Here is a 15,795-nt window from a genome sequence, read left to right on the forward strand (position 1 = left end):
AGATCCCAGCGAAGGCTCTTCTCGATCATCCCACGTGGTATGACAGCCTATTCGGTTTCTGGCGCGATCCGGCTGGCGTAATCAGCGCACATCTAGGACTCGGCAAGAAAACGATGACCGCGACCCTTTAACAGATCCCGTTAACTCGTTGCAGAATGTCGGCTTCCTGCTCCTCTCAGGGCGGGAAGCCGTTTTTTCATTGTGACGTCCGGCCTATGCCTGTGTGTCGGGCGGCGCGTCTTGCGACGAGGAAGAGGTCGGCGCCGGCTCCGAATCCCCACTCTGCTTCTCCGAGCCGCTCAGATGCAGCATCGCACGCTGGTAACCGTACGCGACCAGCAGCACCACGACACACAACACCGAGAACGCGACAAAGCGTTGCAGATTGGATGTGGACTTGATGACCGTATCCCAGAATGCGAGCCCGATGGACAGCGCAAAGATAACGAGCCCGGCATATCGATAGTGCTTCTGCTGGAACGGCACGGAGATCAGGAACAGTACCAGCGCCAATCCAGCCCAAGCGCCGATCAGACTCGCTCCGTGCAACGGGACGCGTATGGGCAACAGCACCAGCAGTCCCGCCGCCACATAGCAGAACACGAACCCGGTAACAGCGGTGCGCGAGGGCGTCGTGCTCGCGACGAGCGCGTTCGTGCCGCGCTCCATGGCTCCCCAATAGGCGGCGATGGCCACGAAGCCCGCCACCAAACCAACAACGGTGAAATCGGCATTCTGCGCAGCAGTGACGATGCTCCCCGTTACGATGGCGGCTCCCAAGAAGCTCAGTACCGCAGAGGTCGCGGACCGAAACACCAGCGCATAGGCCAAAAAGGCCATGGCAATTACCGATCCCCAGAACCAGACCCATGGCGGGAGGACGATCCTCCACACGTGGATGTTGGCGACACACCACGCGGCGGCAATGGTTAACGCGCCGGCAATCGGCACAGGGGAAAACCGCCGCAGGCTCGAATAGTACCGATCGAGCGCCACACCTGCCGCAACCAATGCCCAAGGCAATGCCGACGCGAAGAATGAAGGTTCAATGTTCTTGAGGACAAACCAACGCCCAGCCGCCCACGCGAACATGGCCGCTCCAACCCAGGCCATGGCTCCGGGATGCAACCGCAGCACGAGCACAGCCAACACGAACGCGGCGGCCGCCAGGGCAACAACACCTCCCAAGTGAGGCCACTCCCGCCGCAGGATTAGCCCCACCAGCCATACCGCAGATGCGTAGAGAAAATAGGGCGATGCGGGATTCTGCTGAAAATGGAGGCCCTCCGAGCGGCCTACAAGCCGCGTGTCGCTGCGCAATGCCGCTGCGAACAGGAAGGCCGCCGTCATAATCGCAAGCCATAGGCGCGCGGACGGTTGACCAGCAATTTCGAAGGTTGCCGGCAACAACGCGCAAACGGTCAGTGCCATTGCGGTCAGGCCAAATGGTCGCGAGGACAGGATCGGCGCCAGCAACGTGAACACAAGGACAGCCCCCGAAAGGACCAGTGCCCGATGCGTGTCCTGAGTCAATTGGGGTGTATACGCCACAAGCAAAACGGCGCCTGCCAGGGCGTACAAGAAGGGAAACAACAGTCCCCAAAGCGGCTTCGGCGCATCGCGAAGTTCGCGCGGCTTCTCGGCGATCAGGTCGAGGCGCCACAGCATTTCATCCACATCGCGCAAGAACCGCGGCGCTTGTTTGGGCGAACGGATGCTCCAGTCGGTTCGTTGGTACAACTGCGATGCCGCGAAGAACACAAGGACTGTCAGTCCCGCTTCGAAGAGGCTATCAAGATATCCTTCTCCTGAATACGGTGCTGCATTAATCCCAAGGGACGTGACTGCGCCGTGCGCGAAAGCCAATCCAGCCGTGCCAAACGCAAGGATGCGCGTCACCACGAGACCGGACCGTCTCGCCGTGTACAGCAGCGCGAGGGTCTGCACGGATAGGCATGCCGTCAGAGTGGAGCCACCGTAGCGCGCGGTCAGTCCGTACGTCGCCACGACAATGGCTTTCGTGATGTAAGCGTTGTACAGCGGATCGTTTGCGCGTAATCGAAGATAGGCCAGACCGATTAGCAGAAGCACGAGTGCAAAGTAGAAACGAAAGACATCCTGATGCGGGGCATAGAGTTTGAAGCCAGCGACTTGCATGCTCGCAATGGCAAAGAACGCTACCGAATTCACCGTCAGAAACGATGTTCGCACCCACGTGGGAATAGTCTTCCGGCGCACTTCTTCCGGCGAGAACAGCTCGGCCAGCGCGAAGATGAGGAAATACGAAATCAGGAAGCCAAGGGCGATCCAGAAGTCCTGGGTTCGTCCGCTCGACTCGACGCTCACAGCCCACACGACGTGATTCACGTAGCAGCCGACTAGTCCGAGAACCGCTACGTAGTACCAGCGATGCCGCAGCAAGAAGAAAGCACTGCCAATTCCAAGCACGAGGATGCCTGCGACGGAAAACGGCACAATCTCGCCACCTTGCAGCGTTGTCAGCAACACGGTGAGATTGCCCATGAACACAACGAGCGTGGCCACAATGCTGGACTTTCGGAGGTGTGCGAATGCGGCCCAGATCAAAACCACGATTGCCAGTAGAGCGATACCTACCGTCGTACTCTCGATGATGCGCGCATATTGAAGGAAATGCGCCGCATACGTAACGAAATAACTTAACCCCAGGCCGCCCGCAAACAGCACTTGCGCATACCGTGCGTATTTGCGCTCCAACCACCAAGCACAGCCCAGGAACACAGCGCAAACGGCGTAGCCTACCCCGACGCGAGCCCAGGGTCCCCAGGCGTTCATGGCTGCGCTCAATCCAAACACGGCCGCCATCGCCAGCAGAAGAATTCCCAGCCGCGGAAGCCAATAGGAACCCAAGGTCATTTCCCAACCGCCGGGTTGGCTTGGCTTGGCAGGAGATTTGGCCGCAGGCGCAGACTCGCGCTTGGGAGCGGGCGTCGGACTGGGAATCGCCGTCGACTCACGGCCCGCTATAGGCGCGTCAGCCTTGGCCGCAACCGTCGGCGGCGCCACGGCAGGTCGAACAGGCGCGGATGGCGATCCCGCCGATGGAGCAACGGGCAGGGGGGGCGGCACGACCCTGACCGGTTCGCGTGGAGGTTCAACACCTTGGACCGGCGGCGCCGGCTCGCCCTTTGCCTCCGCAGCCTCAAGTTGTCGCAGGCGACTGCTCAGCTCGGCAACACGATCCATGACGTCGGCCAGTTCGCGCCGAATTTGCTTTAACTCATTGATGTCCGGCATAGACTCCCATCCCCTTGCATGCCATAACAATACGGCGGCGGAAAATATCATGCAAGAATCTAAGCGAGCACGTTGTTCTTGTGACGTTTACGGCAATTTCCCCGGCAGCACGCATCCGGGCGTCCGATCGCGTTTGTCATTCAACCGCCCGACCTGGACGCCTTCAGTTTCATAGTTCAGACATGTTCTACTCGAAATGCGTATCGCGCCTGCCGCACCTTCTGTTAGGATGTTTCCCGGTTTGGAGGAGACTTCCGTGCGAATTATTCCGGTTTCATCGCTGGAGCCAGGGAATGTGGTTGGCAAGCCCTTGCTGGATTCCAAGGGCACTACCCTGCTCAATGCAGGTGTGAAACTGACCGAAGGGTATATCAAGTCGCTCCAGAGCAAGGGGTATACGTATCTCTACGTTTCCGATACGGAGTCCGGCATTGACGTCGAACCCGAAGAGAGCCTTGATCCCGTCGTGCGCGCCAAAGCGCTCAGCGCGATGGATGAACTCGTCAAGACGATAGAGAAAGAGTTCGCCTCACTTCGTTCATCGTCTTTTGAAGACGTGAGAAGCTTTTGTTCCTCGGACCGCATGCGCGTTCTATTCACGCAAGGCCCGGTGTGGAAAGCCATGATGTCATGCATCAGTTCGATTCTCGAAGAAGTCCTTACGCGCAGCACACTGGCCGGTCTCACTTCCATCAAGAGCGAAGATTCCGCGCTCTACGAGCACTCCATCGACGTGTGCGTGGTCGCCGTCATGCTTGGACGGCACATCGGCATGACCGCGCAACGGCTAAAGCAACTGGCCAGCGGTTGTCTGCTGCACGATATTGGCAAGGTGTTTCTCGACAAGCAGTCTGGAGACCGCGAATCGGTTCGACTTCACACGTTGCTCGGTTACGAGCTGCTCAAGAACAATGACGACCCGGATATTCTTGCGCCCCACGTTGCTTACGAGCATCACGAACATCAGGACGGCTCGGGCAAACCTCGAGGATTGGTGGGCAGCAATACGATTGAGCGTGACCGTAACCTATCGACACCTGTTCCAACACTGATTGGCGAGATTGCCGCCGTCGCCAATACGTATGACAATCTCCTGAACGGGATTGGCGCTCCCAGGCCGCTCGCACCCGATCAAGCATTGCGTACCGTATCGGATTACGCGGGAACCCGTCTAAACCGCGAACTCGTCACGGCGTTTCTGCGAATTGCCCCTGTGTATCCACTGGGAACCGAGGTCGTTGTCGATGGGGGCAAGTACGACCGGTACGTCGGAATCGTGACTGAAGTACGGCAGTCCTCACTCGACAAGCCCGTCATTGCCTTGTATCGAGACCCTGCCGGGAAACTCATCCTTCCTGTCGAGCTCGACATGAAGGCTGTTGAAGACGTCTTGCTTCGCGGCAAACCCCTCTTCTGAGTCTCAACTCGAACGACTGTGCAAGCCGCTACCTACGACTTATCGCCCTCTGTCCACGCGGGTAATTCATCCAGCCGTACGCACGCCACCCGGTGGCCATCGCCTTGCCGATCCGCAAGCTCCGGCACGGACTCCGAGCATTGGGGGGTCGCGTAGGGGCATCTCGGATGAAACGCACAACCCACCGGCGGATTCAGCGGAGACGGAGGGTCTCCTTTCAGCAGCAGTTTTCCTCGATCGCGTTTGCGGTGAGGATTCGGCGAAGGTATTGCGCTCAACAGGGCCTGAGAATAGGGATGACCGGGGTTTAAAAACACCCTCTCAGCATCGCCAATTTCCACAATTCGCCCCAAATACATCACTGCAATTCGGTGCGAGAGATGACGCACGACCGCGAGATCATGCGAAATCAGCAATAGCGTCAGACGCTCTTCCCGGCAAAGGGACGCGATGAGATTCAGGATTTGCGCCTGCACCGACACATCCAGCGCAGAGACGGGTTCATCCGCAATCAACAGCGCAGGCTTGAGCGCTAACGCGCGCGCGATCGCAATGCGCTGTCGCTGTCCACCGCTGAATTCATGGGGATACTTCAGCGCGTGCCGGGATGCCAGCCCCACGCGTTCCATCAGTCCCGACACGGCCATGGACACGTCGCGTTTTGGCACCAGCCGATGCACCCGCATTGGTTCCGCGATCGCATCGCTGACGTTCATGCGCGGATTGAGCGATGCAAACGGGTCTTGAAACACCATCTGAATTCGCCGGCGCGCCGTGCGCAACTCTTCGCGCGACAGCGCCGCCAAGTTCCGCCCTTCAAACCAGACTTCACCACGCGTAAGAGGGGCCAAGCGCAGAATGCCTCGCGCAAACGTCGACTTGCCGCATCCCGATTCACCGACAAGTCCGAGCATTTCTCCGGGCTGCAATGAGATGCTTACGCCGTCTACGGCCTTCACGGTTCCAACACGCTTTTCAAACAGGTGGCCTTCGGATACGGGGTAGTGGACCGCGATGTCGCGCGCATCGAGTATGGGGCCGTTGGCAATCGTCATCCCAACTCTCCACGCTGTATCCGCACACACGCCGTCGCCCGCGCGCCGTCGCCCGAACGCAACTCGCAACTGCTTGTGCGGCAAATTCCGGTGGCCTTCTCGCACCGCGGCGCAAACGCGCATCCTTTGATGGGCTGCACAAGATCCGGGGGCATGCCAGGAATCGTGTACAGCGCCTCTCCCTTCGCGCGACGCGATGGAAGCGAGGCCATCAACGCCTCCGTGTAGGGATGTTGGGGCTTGTCAAAGAGCGCTTCGGCGGGCGACGACTCGACGATACGTCCCGCGTACATTACCAAAACGCGATCACAGGTTTCCGCGACCACGCCCAAATCGTGCGTGATAAGAATTACGGCCATCCCTAATTCACGTTGCAGGCGCTTGATCAAATCCAGAATCTGCGCCTGAACGGTCACGTCCAGCGCCGTGGTCGGTTCGTCGGCGATGAGCAGTTGCGGCCGCGTGATCAACGCCATGGCAATCATCACGCGCTGGCGAAGGCCGCCGCTGAATTGATGCGGATACGCGCGCATGCGGCGATCGGCGTCTCGGATACCGACTGCCTCAAGCATCTCCACGGCGCGCCGGTGGGCCTCTCCGCGCGAACATCGCTCGTGAATCCTCAGTGGCTCCATGACCTGCGCCCCAATCGTCAGATAGGGATTCAGCGCGGTCATGGGATCTTGGAAGATCATGGATATGCGCTTGCCTCGAATTCCGCGAAGTCGGGCGCTCGAGCAACTCAACAAGTCAATGCCGTCAAAATGTGCAACGCCGGATTCGATTGAACCCGGAGGCATTGGAATCAGGCCAAGCAGCGACAGGCTGGAGACGGACTTGCCTGAACCGGATTCTCCCACTATCCCCAACGTTTCGCCTTGCTCCACCGAATACGAAATGCCGTCCACTGCGCGCACGGTGCCCGAGCGGAGCCGGAAGTACGTTCGCAAGTCTTCGACGATGAGCAACGACATACCCGTCAATCCTTGGCGATGCGCGGGTCCAGCGCATCACGCAGACCGTCGCCGAGAAAGTTGAGTGAGAACAGCGTGAGAGAGAGCGCGAGACTCGGAAAGATCAGCATCCAGGGGTATTCTTCTATCACGTTCGCTCCGTCGTGAATGAGCAGCCCCCACGAACTCATCGGCGGCTGCACGCCCATCCCCAGGAAGCTTACGAAAGCCTCCAGCAACATCACTTGGGGAATCGTCAGCGTCGTGTAGACGATGATCGGACCCAATGCGTTGGGAATGAGATGCCGCAAAACGATTCGCCTGCGGCGCAACCCCATCACTTGCGCTGCTTCGATGAATTCCTTCTGCATCAACGAAAGCGCTTGCCCCCGCACAATGCGCGCCATGGTCAGCCATTCCACCGCACCGATGGCCATGAACAGCAGCACCAGGCTCTTCTGAAAATACACCGAAAGGATGATCACGATAATCGTGAACGGCAGCGTGTACAGGATATCCACAATTCGCATGAGGATTGCGTCGGTGCGGCCTCCCGCGAATCCGGCAAAGGCCCCGTATAGCACGCCAATCAGCAGCGATACGGATGTCGCAGCTATCCCCACCATCAACGATATGCGGCCACCATACAGAATGCGTGTCAAGAGATCGCGCCCCAGCGTGTCCGTGCCGAACCAATTCGACATATTCGGAGGGACCGCGCCTTTTGCGCGGTCTTGGGTTTCGTACGAGTACGGAGAGAGCCACGGCCCCACAATTACGGCAAGAACGACGATGACAAGGATCGACATACCGATCACTGCAAGGCGATTGCGCCGGAGCCGCTGCCACGCATCTCGCCAAAGTGACGCACCCCGTTCGACTACGGTTACATCACTTGCCATAGCGCACCCGCGGATCGAGCAATGCTTGCGCGACGTCTACGAGCAGATTGAACACGAGTATCAGTACCGCATAAAAGAGTACCGCTCCCAACAGCATGGTGTAATCGCGATTGAAGGCGGCGTCCACAAACTGGCTGCCGAGTCCCGGAATCTGAAATACCTTCTCCACCACAAATGACCCGGTCAGCAGCCCCGCTGCCGCAGGCCCTAGGAACGAGACAACAGGCTGTATTCCGCCGCGAAGGGCGTGCCGAAGTACAACGCGCGCCTCGCTGAGTCCCTTGGCACGCGCGGTGCGAATGAAGTCTTGCGCGAGGACTTCAAACATGCCGCCGCGCGCGAGCCGGGCAATGTAGGCGACGTACGGCGCGCCGAGGGTAAGAGCAGGAAGTATCTTTGTATTGGGCGGACCCCACCCGGCAACGGGCAGCCAGCCAAGCCAAATTGAGAAAATCAACATCAGCAGCGGACCCAACACGAAGATCGGCACGCAAATACCGACCATCGCAAATGACATGGGAACGTAGTCCGTCAGGCTATTGGGCCGCAATGCCGCGGTTACTCCCGCCAAGAGTCCCAACGTGCACGCGACCAATAGCGCGTAGAACCCCAATTCCATCGAAACCGGCGCGCGCAATGCGATCCATTCCGCAACCGTGCGGCTCGGTTGCTTCATCGACGGACCCAAATCGCCACGCACGAGATCGAAGAGGTAGTCGAGATATTGCCTATAGAGCGGCGCGTCGAGGTTGTATGCCGCGCGGAGTTGTTCGAGAGCCTCGGGAGCGACAAACCGTTCTCCCTGCTCGAACGGCCCGCCGGGCGCAAGGCGGATCAGGAAGAAGATCACAGTGACAATGATCAAGAAGACGGGTACGAGTCCCAGAACGCGGCGAACCAGGAACCGTATCATTGCTGTTCCCTAATTTGCATCGGAAATCGAGAAACTCTTGTAGTTCAAATAACCAAGCATGTTCGACTTCAGCCCTTGCACGCGCGGAGCCAACAGGAACCGCTGGCGGTACGAATAAATGGGCGCGAGCGGCGCTTCATCCAGAAGCAGTCTCTCCGCTTGCTGCAACAAGGGGAAACGAACCTCTTGATCCGGCGAGAGGCGCGTCTTCGCGACCAGCGCATCGAACTCAGGCGACGACCAGCCCGTGCGGTTGTTGCCGCCTCCCGTTTCAAAACACTCCAAGTAGTTGATCGGGTCAAGGTAGTCTGCAATCCATGCCGAACGCGCGACGTCGTAATCCAGCGTTGTCATCGAATTGAGATAAACCTTCCACTCCTGTTGTGTCGGGCGCGCATCGACGTTGAGGTTCTTCTTCCACATGTCTTGGATTGCTTCGGCAATGCGGCGATGGTCTTCGCTCTCATTGAAGAGAATATCGAGCGGCCGCATGCCCTCGCCGTTGGGATAGCCCGCTTCCGCCAGGAGCTTACGGGCCTCTTCGACGTTGTAGGGAATCGATGCTTCCGGCGTATATCCGGCAAGCCCCGGCGGCGTGAATGCGGCGGCAGGAACGACCGCGCCAAAGAGCACGTTATCGCAGATCGATTGACGATCGATGCTCATGGCCAGCGCTCGGCGCACCTTCGGATTGTCCAGCGGTTTTCGCGTCACGTTAAGCCGATAAAAATACGTTCCAATCATCGGATCGATGTGCAACAACTCGGGGTGTTCACGGCGGTAGGTTTCGATCTTCGTCGCTAAAAGAGATTCCGTAACATCCAACCTACCCGCGCGAAATTCACGTTCCTCTGTGGGAAGATTGCTGTAGGGATAGAACTCGACGCCATCGAGTTTCACGTTGGCCGCGTCCCAATAGAAATCGTTTCGCGTCACCCGAATGATCTGATTGGGCGACCATTCCACCAACTTGAATGGACCGTTGGAGATCATGTTTCCCGCAAGCGTCCACTTCGTGTTGTTGGGATCGTCAATGGCCCCGAATGCCTCCACGTTGGACTGCAAAACCGGAAACCAGGAGTAATGTATGTGCATCGTGAGGAAGGCGGGTACCGGATACTTCAGGGTTACTTCCAGCGTCGTATCGTCCAAAGCTTTGACGCCCACCTGGCTGAAATCCGTGACCTTCCCTTTGGTGTACTCTTCGGCATTCACGATGCACCACAGCATGTACGCGTATTCGCTACCCAACCGCGCCGACAGATGGCGCTTCCACCCGTACACGAAATCCTTCGCGGTGACCGGTGTGCCATTTGACCATTTCGCATTGGGATTTAGCTTGAACGTGTAGACCAGTCCATCCGGACTGACCGTCCACGATTCGGCGGCCCCCGGTTCGACTGCCAGCGTCACCTGGTTCAGAGTCGTGAGGCCCTCGAACAACGACGTAAGGATGCGGTGTTCGTTGTGACCCGTGACGCGATAAGGGTCGAGATTCTGCGGTTCGGCGCCGGCCCCCACGTGCAAAATCGCGCCATCGGCAGCGTTTCCGCCTCCACTTGTGCACCCCACGGCGCAAGTCAAGATTAAAGCCACCCCAACACAAAGGCTTGCTCGCAGTTTCATTGAATGAATCAACCCTTTCGTGCGTCACCTCAAGAGACGTGCCGGGCATTATACAGGGAAGGGAAGGCGTGCTAAAGAGATGGCCGCGCCTGAATCGCGGAGATCGGGATCCTTGCGTGTTCGGACTGCGGAGGTTTTGCGGACCAACTTGCGCGTGGGCGAGGTACCTCGAATAATGGCGGCTGGGTCAACGGGATTACTCAATGAACGTTAGACGCACAGAAACGCGGAGCGGGCCGAGTCGCGCTCGATCCGGCGCGCCCAAGCAATGAACGTGTTGCACTCCATACGCCGCGCGCCGCTGTATGCATTTGCGTTGCTGCTTGCCGTCATCGTTGTGCCTCCCACCCACGATTTCCCGCTCAACGACGATTGGGTCTACGCAACGATGGTGCGCTGGCACCTGGACGGTCATTTTGCGGTACACCCGTATTCAAGCGCATTTGCATTCTCTCAGACCATTTGGGGCGCGTTGTGGAGCCTCGTCCTCGGCTATTCCTACACTACGCTTCGCGTTTCGACGCTAGCGCTGGCTGTATTGGCCGCTTGGGCCGTGGCGCAATCCGCGCGCGAGGCTGGCGCAAGCCGCTGGGCCTCCCGATGCGCCGGTCTTGTGCTCGTGGCCAATCCGATCTTCCTCAATCTTGCCTACACCTTCATGACCGATGTGCCGTTTATCGCCTGCCTCGCACTGTCAGTGCTCTTTCATCTGCGTCTGTTGCGGCGTGCCTCTGCCAAGACCGCCGTTGGCGCTTCGCTGTTAGCGACAGCGGCCTTTCTCGACCGCCAATTCGGCCTGCTCATTCCCGTCGCGTTTACCCTGGCGCTTGCGATGACGTGGCGCAGGATTTATCTACGCGACAGCATCTGCATATCGCTCGCCTACATCGCCCCCTGGCTCGTGGCCATCCCCATTGCCCTCTGGCTGACCTACACCCAGGACATGGTGTTCTACCCGAGCGAGGCCGTCTCCGGCCTGCGTACCCCTGACGCCGCAATGACGCTCGTTTTCGCCACAATTACCACCCTCACGCTGGGCCTCTTCTTGCTCCCCGTGACTCTGCCTACCCCGCTCCGCTGGAGCCGGCGCAGGGCGTACGTATTCGCATGTACTCTCGGTCTCATGCTTGGAATGCTTCCCCTGCTCGGTCCCTTACCGCTTTTCCCCAATATCCTCCGCGACTTCGGCGTCGGCCCGCTCCTGCTCCGCGACGCCACCGTCTTCAATCGCGATTGGTCGCCATTCCGTGCCGGACCGTTGTTTTGGTGGCCCTTGACTGTCCTCGCCGCGCTCAGCGCTGCGTTCTTCGTCGCAAGTCAGATTGCCATGCGTCACAAGGCGCGCAGGGTCCATCGCATCCGCACCACGCAGCGCTTCTTCCTGCTGGTGCTTGCACTACTTCTGATCGTCGCCCCGGCGATTCCCGCGCACTCGGTTTACTTCGATCGCTACCTGCTCCCCACGTTCGCGCTGCTGCTCATACTCGCAGCCGCACCCCGTAGCGCGAGAATTGCGTCACCCTCTTCACGATCCAGAAAGGCCACTTTGATCCTCTGTGCTCTGTCCTACGCATTCTCCATCGTGAGCCTGCAGGATTACCTGGCGTGGAACCGCGCGCGTTGGCAGGCTGTCGACGTTCTTCGTGTCGTCCACAATGTGCCCGATACACAGATTGACGGCGGCTATGAATTCAATGGCATCTACACAAGTGACGCGTACATGGCCCGCTTACGCGCCGGCGAAGATTTAGGAGGACGCGGCTGGTGGGTTGTCGATGATGCTTATGCCGTCTCTTTCCTTCCCCGCGATGGGTACGAAGAAATCGATCGCGTTGCCTACACGAGCTGGCTCGGTTTCACCCAACGCCACATTCTCATCCTCAAGCGGAAGGCAGACTCGCTTTCGAACTAACTCAACAGCGTATTTCGCGGCACAATAACGCCGTACATGCAGGTTAATCTCGAACTCGTTCCGCCGCGCACGCAAGTGAAGCCGGGAGAAACGCGCTCGTTTTCCGCGAGGTATTACAGCACGGCCAAAACCTAGTCCGAATTGTAGCCGCGATTATGAAGAAGAGTGGGATTCGGAGACTGACACAAGCGGCATATATACAGTTTGAGGAGCCGTGTCACTTCCCGCCCCTCGGTACTACTTTTTCGGGCGCAGGCCGCGAGCTTCGGCAGCTTGGATAATGGCCTCTTCGAGACGATCCCACTGCCGCTTTTCGGCAGCCTCGGCCTTTTGCGCAGCGGAGGCATCCCATGTCTTGGCGAACCGTATGCGAAAAATTTCCAGAATAACGTAGAAGCGGGAATCCTTCGCGGCGATGAGACTGGCTCCGTTTTGGCGAGGCGCATTGTCCGGTGAGAGATAACAGCTCTTTGCGCAGCGGTTCACGACCGCCAATGCTTCCGATTCGGATGCGCACTGGATAGGTGCCGACGTGCGGAATTGACCGATCAGGTGAACTCCGGCCGCGAGGATAGCACTGTCAACTGAGGGTGTGGCTTCGGCTATCTGCCATCGGCCCTTGGCAACCGGGCCTGCGTAGCGGTGCCAACCGGCGTCTTTTCCGTTGCGGCTGCGGCCTGAGACAATGGTAAGTTCTTCGAGTCCATTAACCGGCGCGAGAAACTCCGCGGCGCGCTTTATGACGTTGGCTTTGAGTCCGATGCCTCCGTCGGCTTCGACATAGACGGTTCCGTGACTCTCGCTAATTTTGCATGGGATGTCGAGCGTCACCTCCGGGAGGTCTGTGCCTTCCGCAATCAGAGTGATGTAGGCATCGGGGTCGCAGAAGAGGGCCAAAGCGGCTAGATCGCCAGCGTGTTCCACGGGAATCGATACACCGGAGATGGCGCTACGAGCACGGCCGGCATGTCCTTTGAGCAGAGAAAGCGTGCGGGTGGGCTGGTTGCGCCGCCGACGGCGCTGCGGAGGATCTTCCGGGATTTCCACGATGCCGGTTGCGCCGAGTACGTGCAGGAGGCGAGGAAGATCGCCGAGGTCGGATTCCATTTCGGCATTGCATAGGGCGCGTCCGGAGAGCGCGTCTGCGACGGCTTGTTCATCGGCATCAGTGGCAACGCTCTTTATCAGCGCAACAAGACCCGCGACGCGTTTCGCCGCCGGCTTGTTGCCTTCGATCCAGTCCTTTGCGAATTCGTGCTTCCCATTTGTCACTCTGCCCGCCGCGCTTGCGGAGACGAACCAGCCATCGCCATCGAAGGTGGTGAATAGCAGAAAGGGCGCTTTGGCTTTTGATGCGGCATCCAACATGTATTCATGCGATTCGGCCAAGGCGGAGGCAACGGTCCAGCACCACGGGCCTGCGTCTTCGATTGCGATGAAGGGGGTCTGACGCAGCGCCTGGACGTATGCTTCTCGGTCAGCCTGACGCGCCAGTAGTAGATGTCTGCGAATTGCCACGGAAAACCCTCCCGGGGAGTGGTATGCAATGAGCATATCCAAGGCTTATGAGCATTGCAGCAATGCAAAGGAGGCGGCGATCTGGCGCCATCTCCCGAATCCCAATCCGGTCACCGCTTACTGCGTCGTTCGGTAGGGGCCAAGCCGCCGCTCTTCAAAGATGTCATGCTTTTTAGAAATGCGTATGTGCAGCACAGCCCAGCGGTTCCCCGCTACGCTACATGATGCGGGAACCTTGGCACAACCACTCTCGCAGATCGACGTGTGCGCGCGGACACTCTAATTGACGGCGCAGATCTGAGTTGAAAAATGGTCCCGTCTTCGACTCCGCGTCACTTCATGCGATGCGATTCGCGGTAAGGTCGTGGAATGACACACCGACTTTCTTGAGCGCGTATCCCAGTTCTTTCAGGTGGTCGCCGTACGCCAACATCCAGTGGAAACCGCGCATTTCCTGAGCCAGCACGTCGCAGTCGCCTTCAATCGCAACGTCCACCTGCGACCGGCAGATATCCATGAAAGGATTGTCCTTGATCGTCCCGCGGAATCCGACCCATTTTTCGCTCTGGAAATCCGGATCGATTACCGTCACCACTTGCCCAACGCGCATATCAACTTTCGGGGCCACACCGAAATCCGATTCGAAATGCGTCAACAATCGGACCGGTTCATCATGCTTGCCATTCATACGTCGCGGCGCGGTGCAATGAGCCAGCGTGATAATCCCATGATGCGGATACGTCGGGTCTTGCAGGAAGACCGGCACGGACGAGATGTAGTGCAACAACACTCCAGAAGGAATCACGACAAAGTCGGATTCGCAGAATGCCATCATCCCGTCGTCGTTGATCACGCTTAGCGTCAAGCATGCCGTTGTATTCGATAGCGGCATGATTGTGCTCATGCAATTGTTGATCGTCATCGCGGGCGCGTCGTGTTCCGCCATCAGCGACACAAAAAGATCGCGCAACACAAACGCCCCTACGACATAATCGTGCTTTGTCTCCAGCTTTGTGCGTGGCATCTTCAGATAGTCCGCCGCGGCCACTTCCGCGCGTTTCATGCTGGCCGCGTCCGCACGCGCCGCTTGGATCTGCGGCCCGAGTTTCTCGTAGCTCACCGGCACGATATTCATTCGCCACTGTTCGGCTGCAATCTTCGGGGCGTTCTGCCCTCCTGCGCCCCAACCGCTCGCATCGCCAATTGCGACGATGCGGCACCCGAGCGTGTTCTTCAATGCCGACAGCGACCGCAGCCTCCATAACACGTCGTCATTCGAGTCGACCACGATGTCGGCCGGTTCCAGTCCAGGCTGTCCCCAGGTGTCGACGGTCTTCCGCAGCAAGCGCGGATGAGCTATTTCGTACCAGAGATACACGGGCCCTGATTTGTGACGTACAAACACAATGTTGTGCCGGTCCGCTGAAATCAGCGGTTCGATCTCGCCCGAAGCCCCATACACCAGCATGACGTCCGCGTCCCCTTGACGCAGCCTGCTTGCGGTGGCTTGGTCAGATACGCGCACAACCGGACGTATCTCCAGCGGGAACTCGGCCTTTGCCTGCATGGCCTTCAGGTCGTCGGAAATGCGCGCCGTCTCTGCGCTGATGTCCGCGTCCGTGTGCAACCCGCCCCACGGCCGCCAACTGGTGGCTTCACGCCGGGTGTGATCGCTACACGTCAAAGCAGGCTGAACGGTCAACGTTTTGCGCTTCAAGTTGGGGACACGATGAATCGCGGGTACCGCCGCCGCAAGTGGCGCAGGTGTAACCGTCTCGCAGCCGGAAAGAACGGCCGCTGCCGCTGCCCCCCCGCTTACGGATGCCAAGAAAGACCGGCGTCCCATCTCATGAGACGAACACCCGCAGCAACCCTGATGTGAATGCATGGCGCGCTCCCCCTGGTAATGCCGCTGGCGGTCCCCCCACTTCGACGGCCCGTCTTCGCGGCCCCTGACGCCAGTATACACCTCGGGGAATTGCTGTAAAGCCCAATTCACGGCCCCAGTACGCTTTTGCCACCAAAAGCAAAGGCCTCCGTTTCCGGAGGCCTTTTTCGAACACGCTGCAATCTTCGGGGAGGGGCTGCGTGCAATTTGGACTATTTTACATGGGCCGGCTCATTGACTTCATTCTCGACGTGATGTGTCTGAGCTGGATTTCTATACGCGGGAGGAACGTCATCCACTATATCCGTGCAAAGCCAACGGAATTTGCCCTCCAT

General features: G+C 58.7%; 10 protein-coding genes. 2 read left to right on the forward strand and 8 right to left on the reverse strand.

The features are described from left to right. Positions 1 to 213: 213 nt before the first annotated feature. Complete coding sequence (locus K1Y02_19165; GenBank protein MBX7258491.1) at positions 214 to 3,276, reverse strand: DUF2339 domain-containing protein; 3,063 nt, start codon at positions 3,274 to 3,276, stop codon at positions 214 to 216. A 256-nt stretch (positions 3,277 to 3,532) separates the two neighbouring features. On the opposite strand from K1Y02_19165, the gene K1Y02_19170 reads away from it, so the two are divergent. Further along, entirely contained in the window at positions 3,533 to 4,693 is a 1,161-nt protein-coding gene (locus K1Y02_19170) for an HD domain-containing protein (protein MBX7258492.1), read from the forward strand. A 32-nt stretch (positions 4,694 to 4,725) separates the two neighbouring features. Here the strand turns inward: K1Y02_19170 and K1Y02_19175 are convergent, their stop codons facing one another. Genes K1Y02_19175 through K1Y02_19195 form a run of 5 tightly spaced genes read right to left on the reverse strand, consistent with a single transcriptional unit; the run spans position 4,726 to position 10,142 of the window. After that, the gene (locus K1Y02_19175) at positions 4,726 to 5,748 is read right to left on the reverse strand and encodes an ATP-binding cassette domain-containing protein (protein ID MBX7258493.1); all 1,023 of its coding nucleotides are present in this window, start codon (positions 5,746 to 5,748) and stop codon (positions 4,726 to 4,728) included. After that, positions 5,745 to 6,722, reverse strand: a complete 978-nt coding sequence (locus tag K1Y02_19180) for an ABC transporter ATP-binding protein (protein MBX7258494.1) — start codon at positions 6,720 to 6,722, stop codon at positions 5,745 to 5,747. The genes K1Y02_19175 and K1Y02_19180 overlap by 4 nt, the downstream gene beginning before the upstream one ends. Positions 6,723 to 6,727: 5 nt before the next feature. After that, on the reverse strand, positions 6,728 to 7,603 hold the full coding sequence (locus K1Y02_19185) for an ABC transporter permease subunit (GenBank protein MBX7258495.1): 876 nt from the start codon (positions 7,601 to 7,603) through the stop codon (positions 6,728 to 6,730). Continuing rightward, positions 7,593 to 8,516, reverse strand: a complete 924-nt coding sequence (locus K1Y02_19190) for an ABC transporter permease (GenBank protein ID MBX7258496.1) — start codon at positions 8,514 to 8,516, stop codon at positions 7,593 to 7,595. The genes K1Y02_19185 and K1Y02_19190 overlap by 11 nt, the downstream gene beginning before the upstream one ends. 9 nt (positions 8,517 to 8,525) lie before the next feature. Then, on the reverse strand, positions 8,526 to 10,142 hold the full coding sequence (locus K1Y02_19195; GenBank protein MBX7258497.1) for a peptide ABC transporter substrate-binding protein: 1,617 nt from the start codon (positions 10,140 to 10,142) through the stop codon (positions 8,526 to 8,528). A 268-nt stretch (positions 10,143 to 10,410) separates the two neighbouring features. Here K1Y02_19195 and K1Y02_19200 point away from each other — a divergent pair, with 268 nt between their 5' ends. After that, on the forward strand, positions 10,411 to 12,054 hold the full coding sequence (locus K1Y02_19200; GenBank protein MBX7258498.1) for a glycosyltransferase family 39 protein: 1,644 nt from the start codon (positions 10,411 to 10,413) through the stop codon (positions 12,052 to 12,054). A gap of 237 nt (positions 12,055 to 12,291) precedes the next feature. On the opposite strand, the gene K1Y02_19205 is transcribed toward K1Y02_19200, so the two are convergent. Beyond that, positions 12,292 to 13,572, reverse strand: a complete 1,281-nt coding sequence (locus K1Y02_19205; GenBank protein ID MBX7258499.1) for a hypothetical protein — start codon at positions 13,570 to 13,572, stop codon at positions 12,292 to 12,294. 337 nt (positions 13,573 to 13,909) lie between these two features. Further along, positions 13,910 to 15,460 carry a sugar isomerase gene (locus K1Y02_19210; GenBank protein MBX7258500.1) on the reverse strand — a complete coding sequence of 517 codons (1,551 nt, stop codon included), beginning with the start codon at positions 15,458 to 15,460 and terminating at the stop codon, positions 13,910 to 13,912. Positions 15,461 to 15,795 lie beyond the last annotated feature (335 nt).

The sequence above is a fragment of the Candidatus Hydrogenedentota bacterium genome, assembly GCA_019695095.1.
Taxonomy (GTDB): Bacteria; Hydrogenedentota; Hydrogenedentia; order Hydrogenedentales; family SLHB01; genus JAIBAQ01.

Bases quoted from the DNA above. Each gene is read 5' to 3' on its own strand.
- K1Y02_19165 (MBX7258491.1), bottom strand. From the start codon at position 3,276: ATGCCGGACATCAATGAGTTAAAGCAAATTCGGCGCGAACTGGCCGAC.
- K1Y02_19175 (MBX7258493.1), bottom strand. From the start codon at position 5,748: ATGACGATTGCCAACGGCCCCATACTCGATGCGCGCGACATCGCGGTC.
- K1Y02_19180 (MBX7258494.1), bottom strand. From the start codon at position 6,722: ATGTCGTTGCTCATCGTCGAAGACTTGCGAACGTACTTCCGGCTCCGC.
- K1Y02_19185 (MBX7258495.1), bottom strand. From the start codon at position 7,603: ATGGCAAGTGATGTAACCGTAGTCGAACGGGGTGCGTCACTTTGGCGA.
- K1Y02_19190 (MBX7258496.1), bottom strand. From the start codon at position 8,516: ATGATACGGTTCCTGGTTCGCCGCGTTCTGGGACTCGTACCCGTCTTC.
- K1Y02_19195 (MBX7258497.1), bottom strand. From the start codon at position 10,142: ATGAAACTGCGAGCAAGCCTTTGTGTTGGGGTGGCTTTAATCTTGACT.
- K1Y02_19200 (MBX7258498.1), top strand. From the start codon at position 10,411: ATGAACGTGTTGCACTCCATACGCCGCGCGCCGCTGTATGCATTTGCG.
- K1Y02_19210 (MBX7258500.1), bottom strand. From the start codon at position 15,460: ATGCATTCACATCAGGGTTGCTGCGGGTGTTCGTCTCATGAGATGGGA.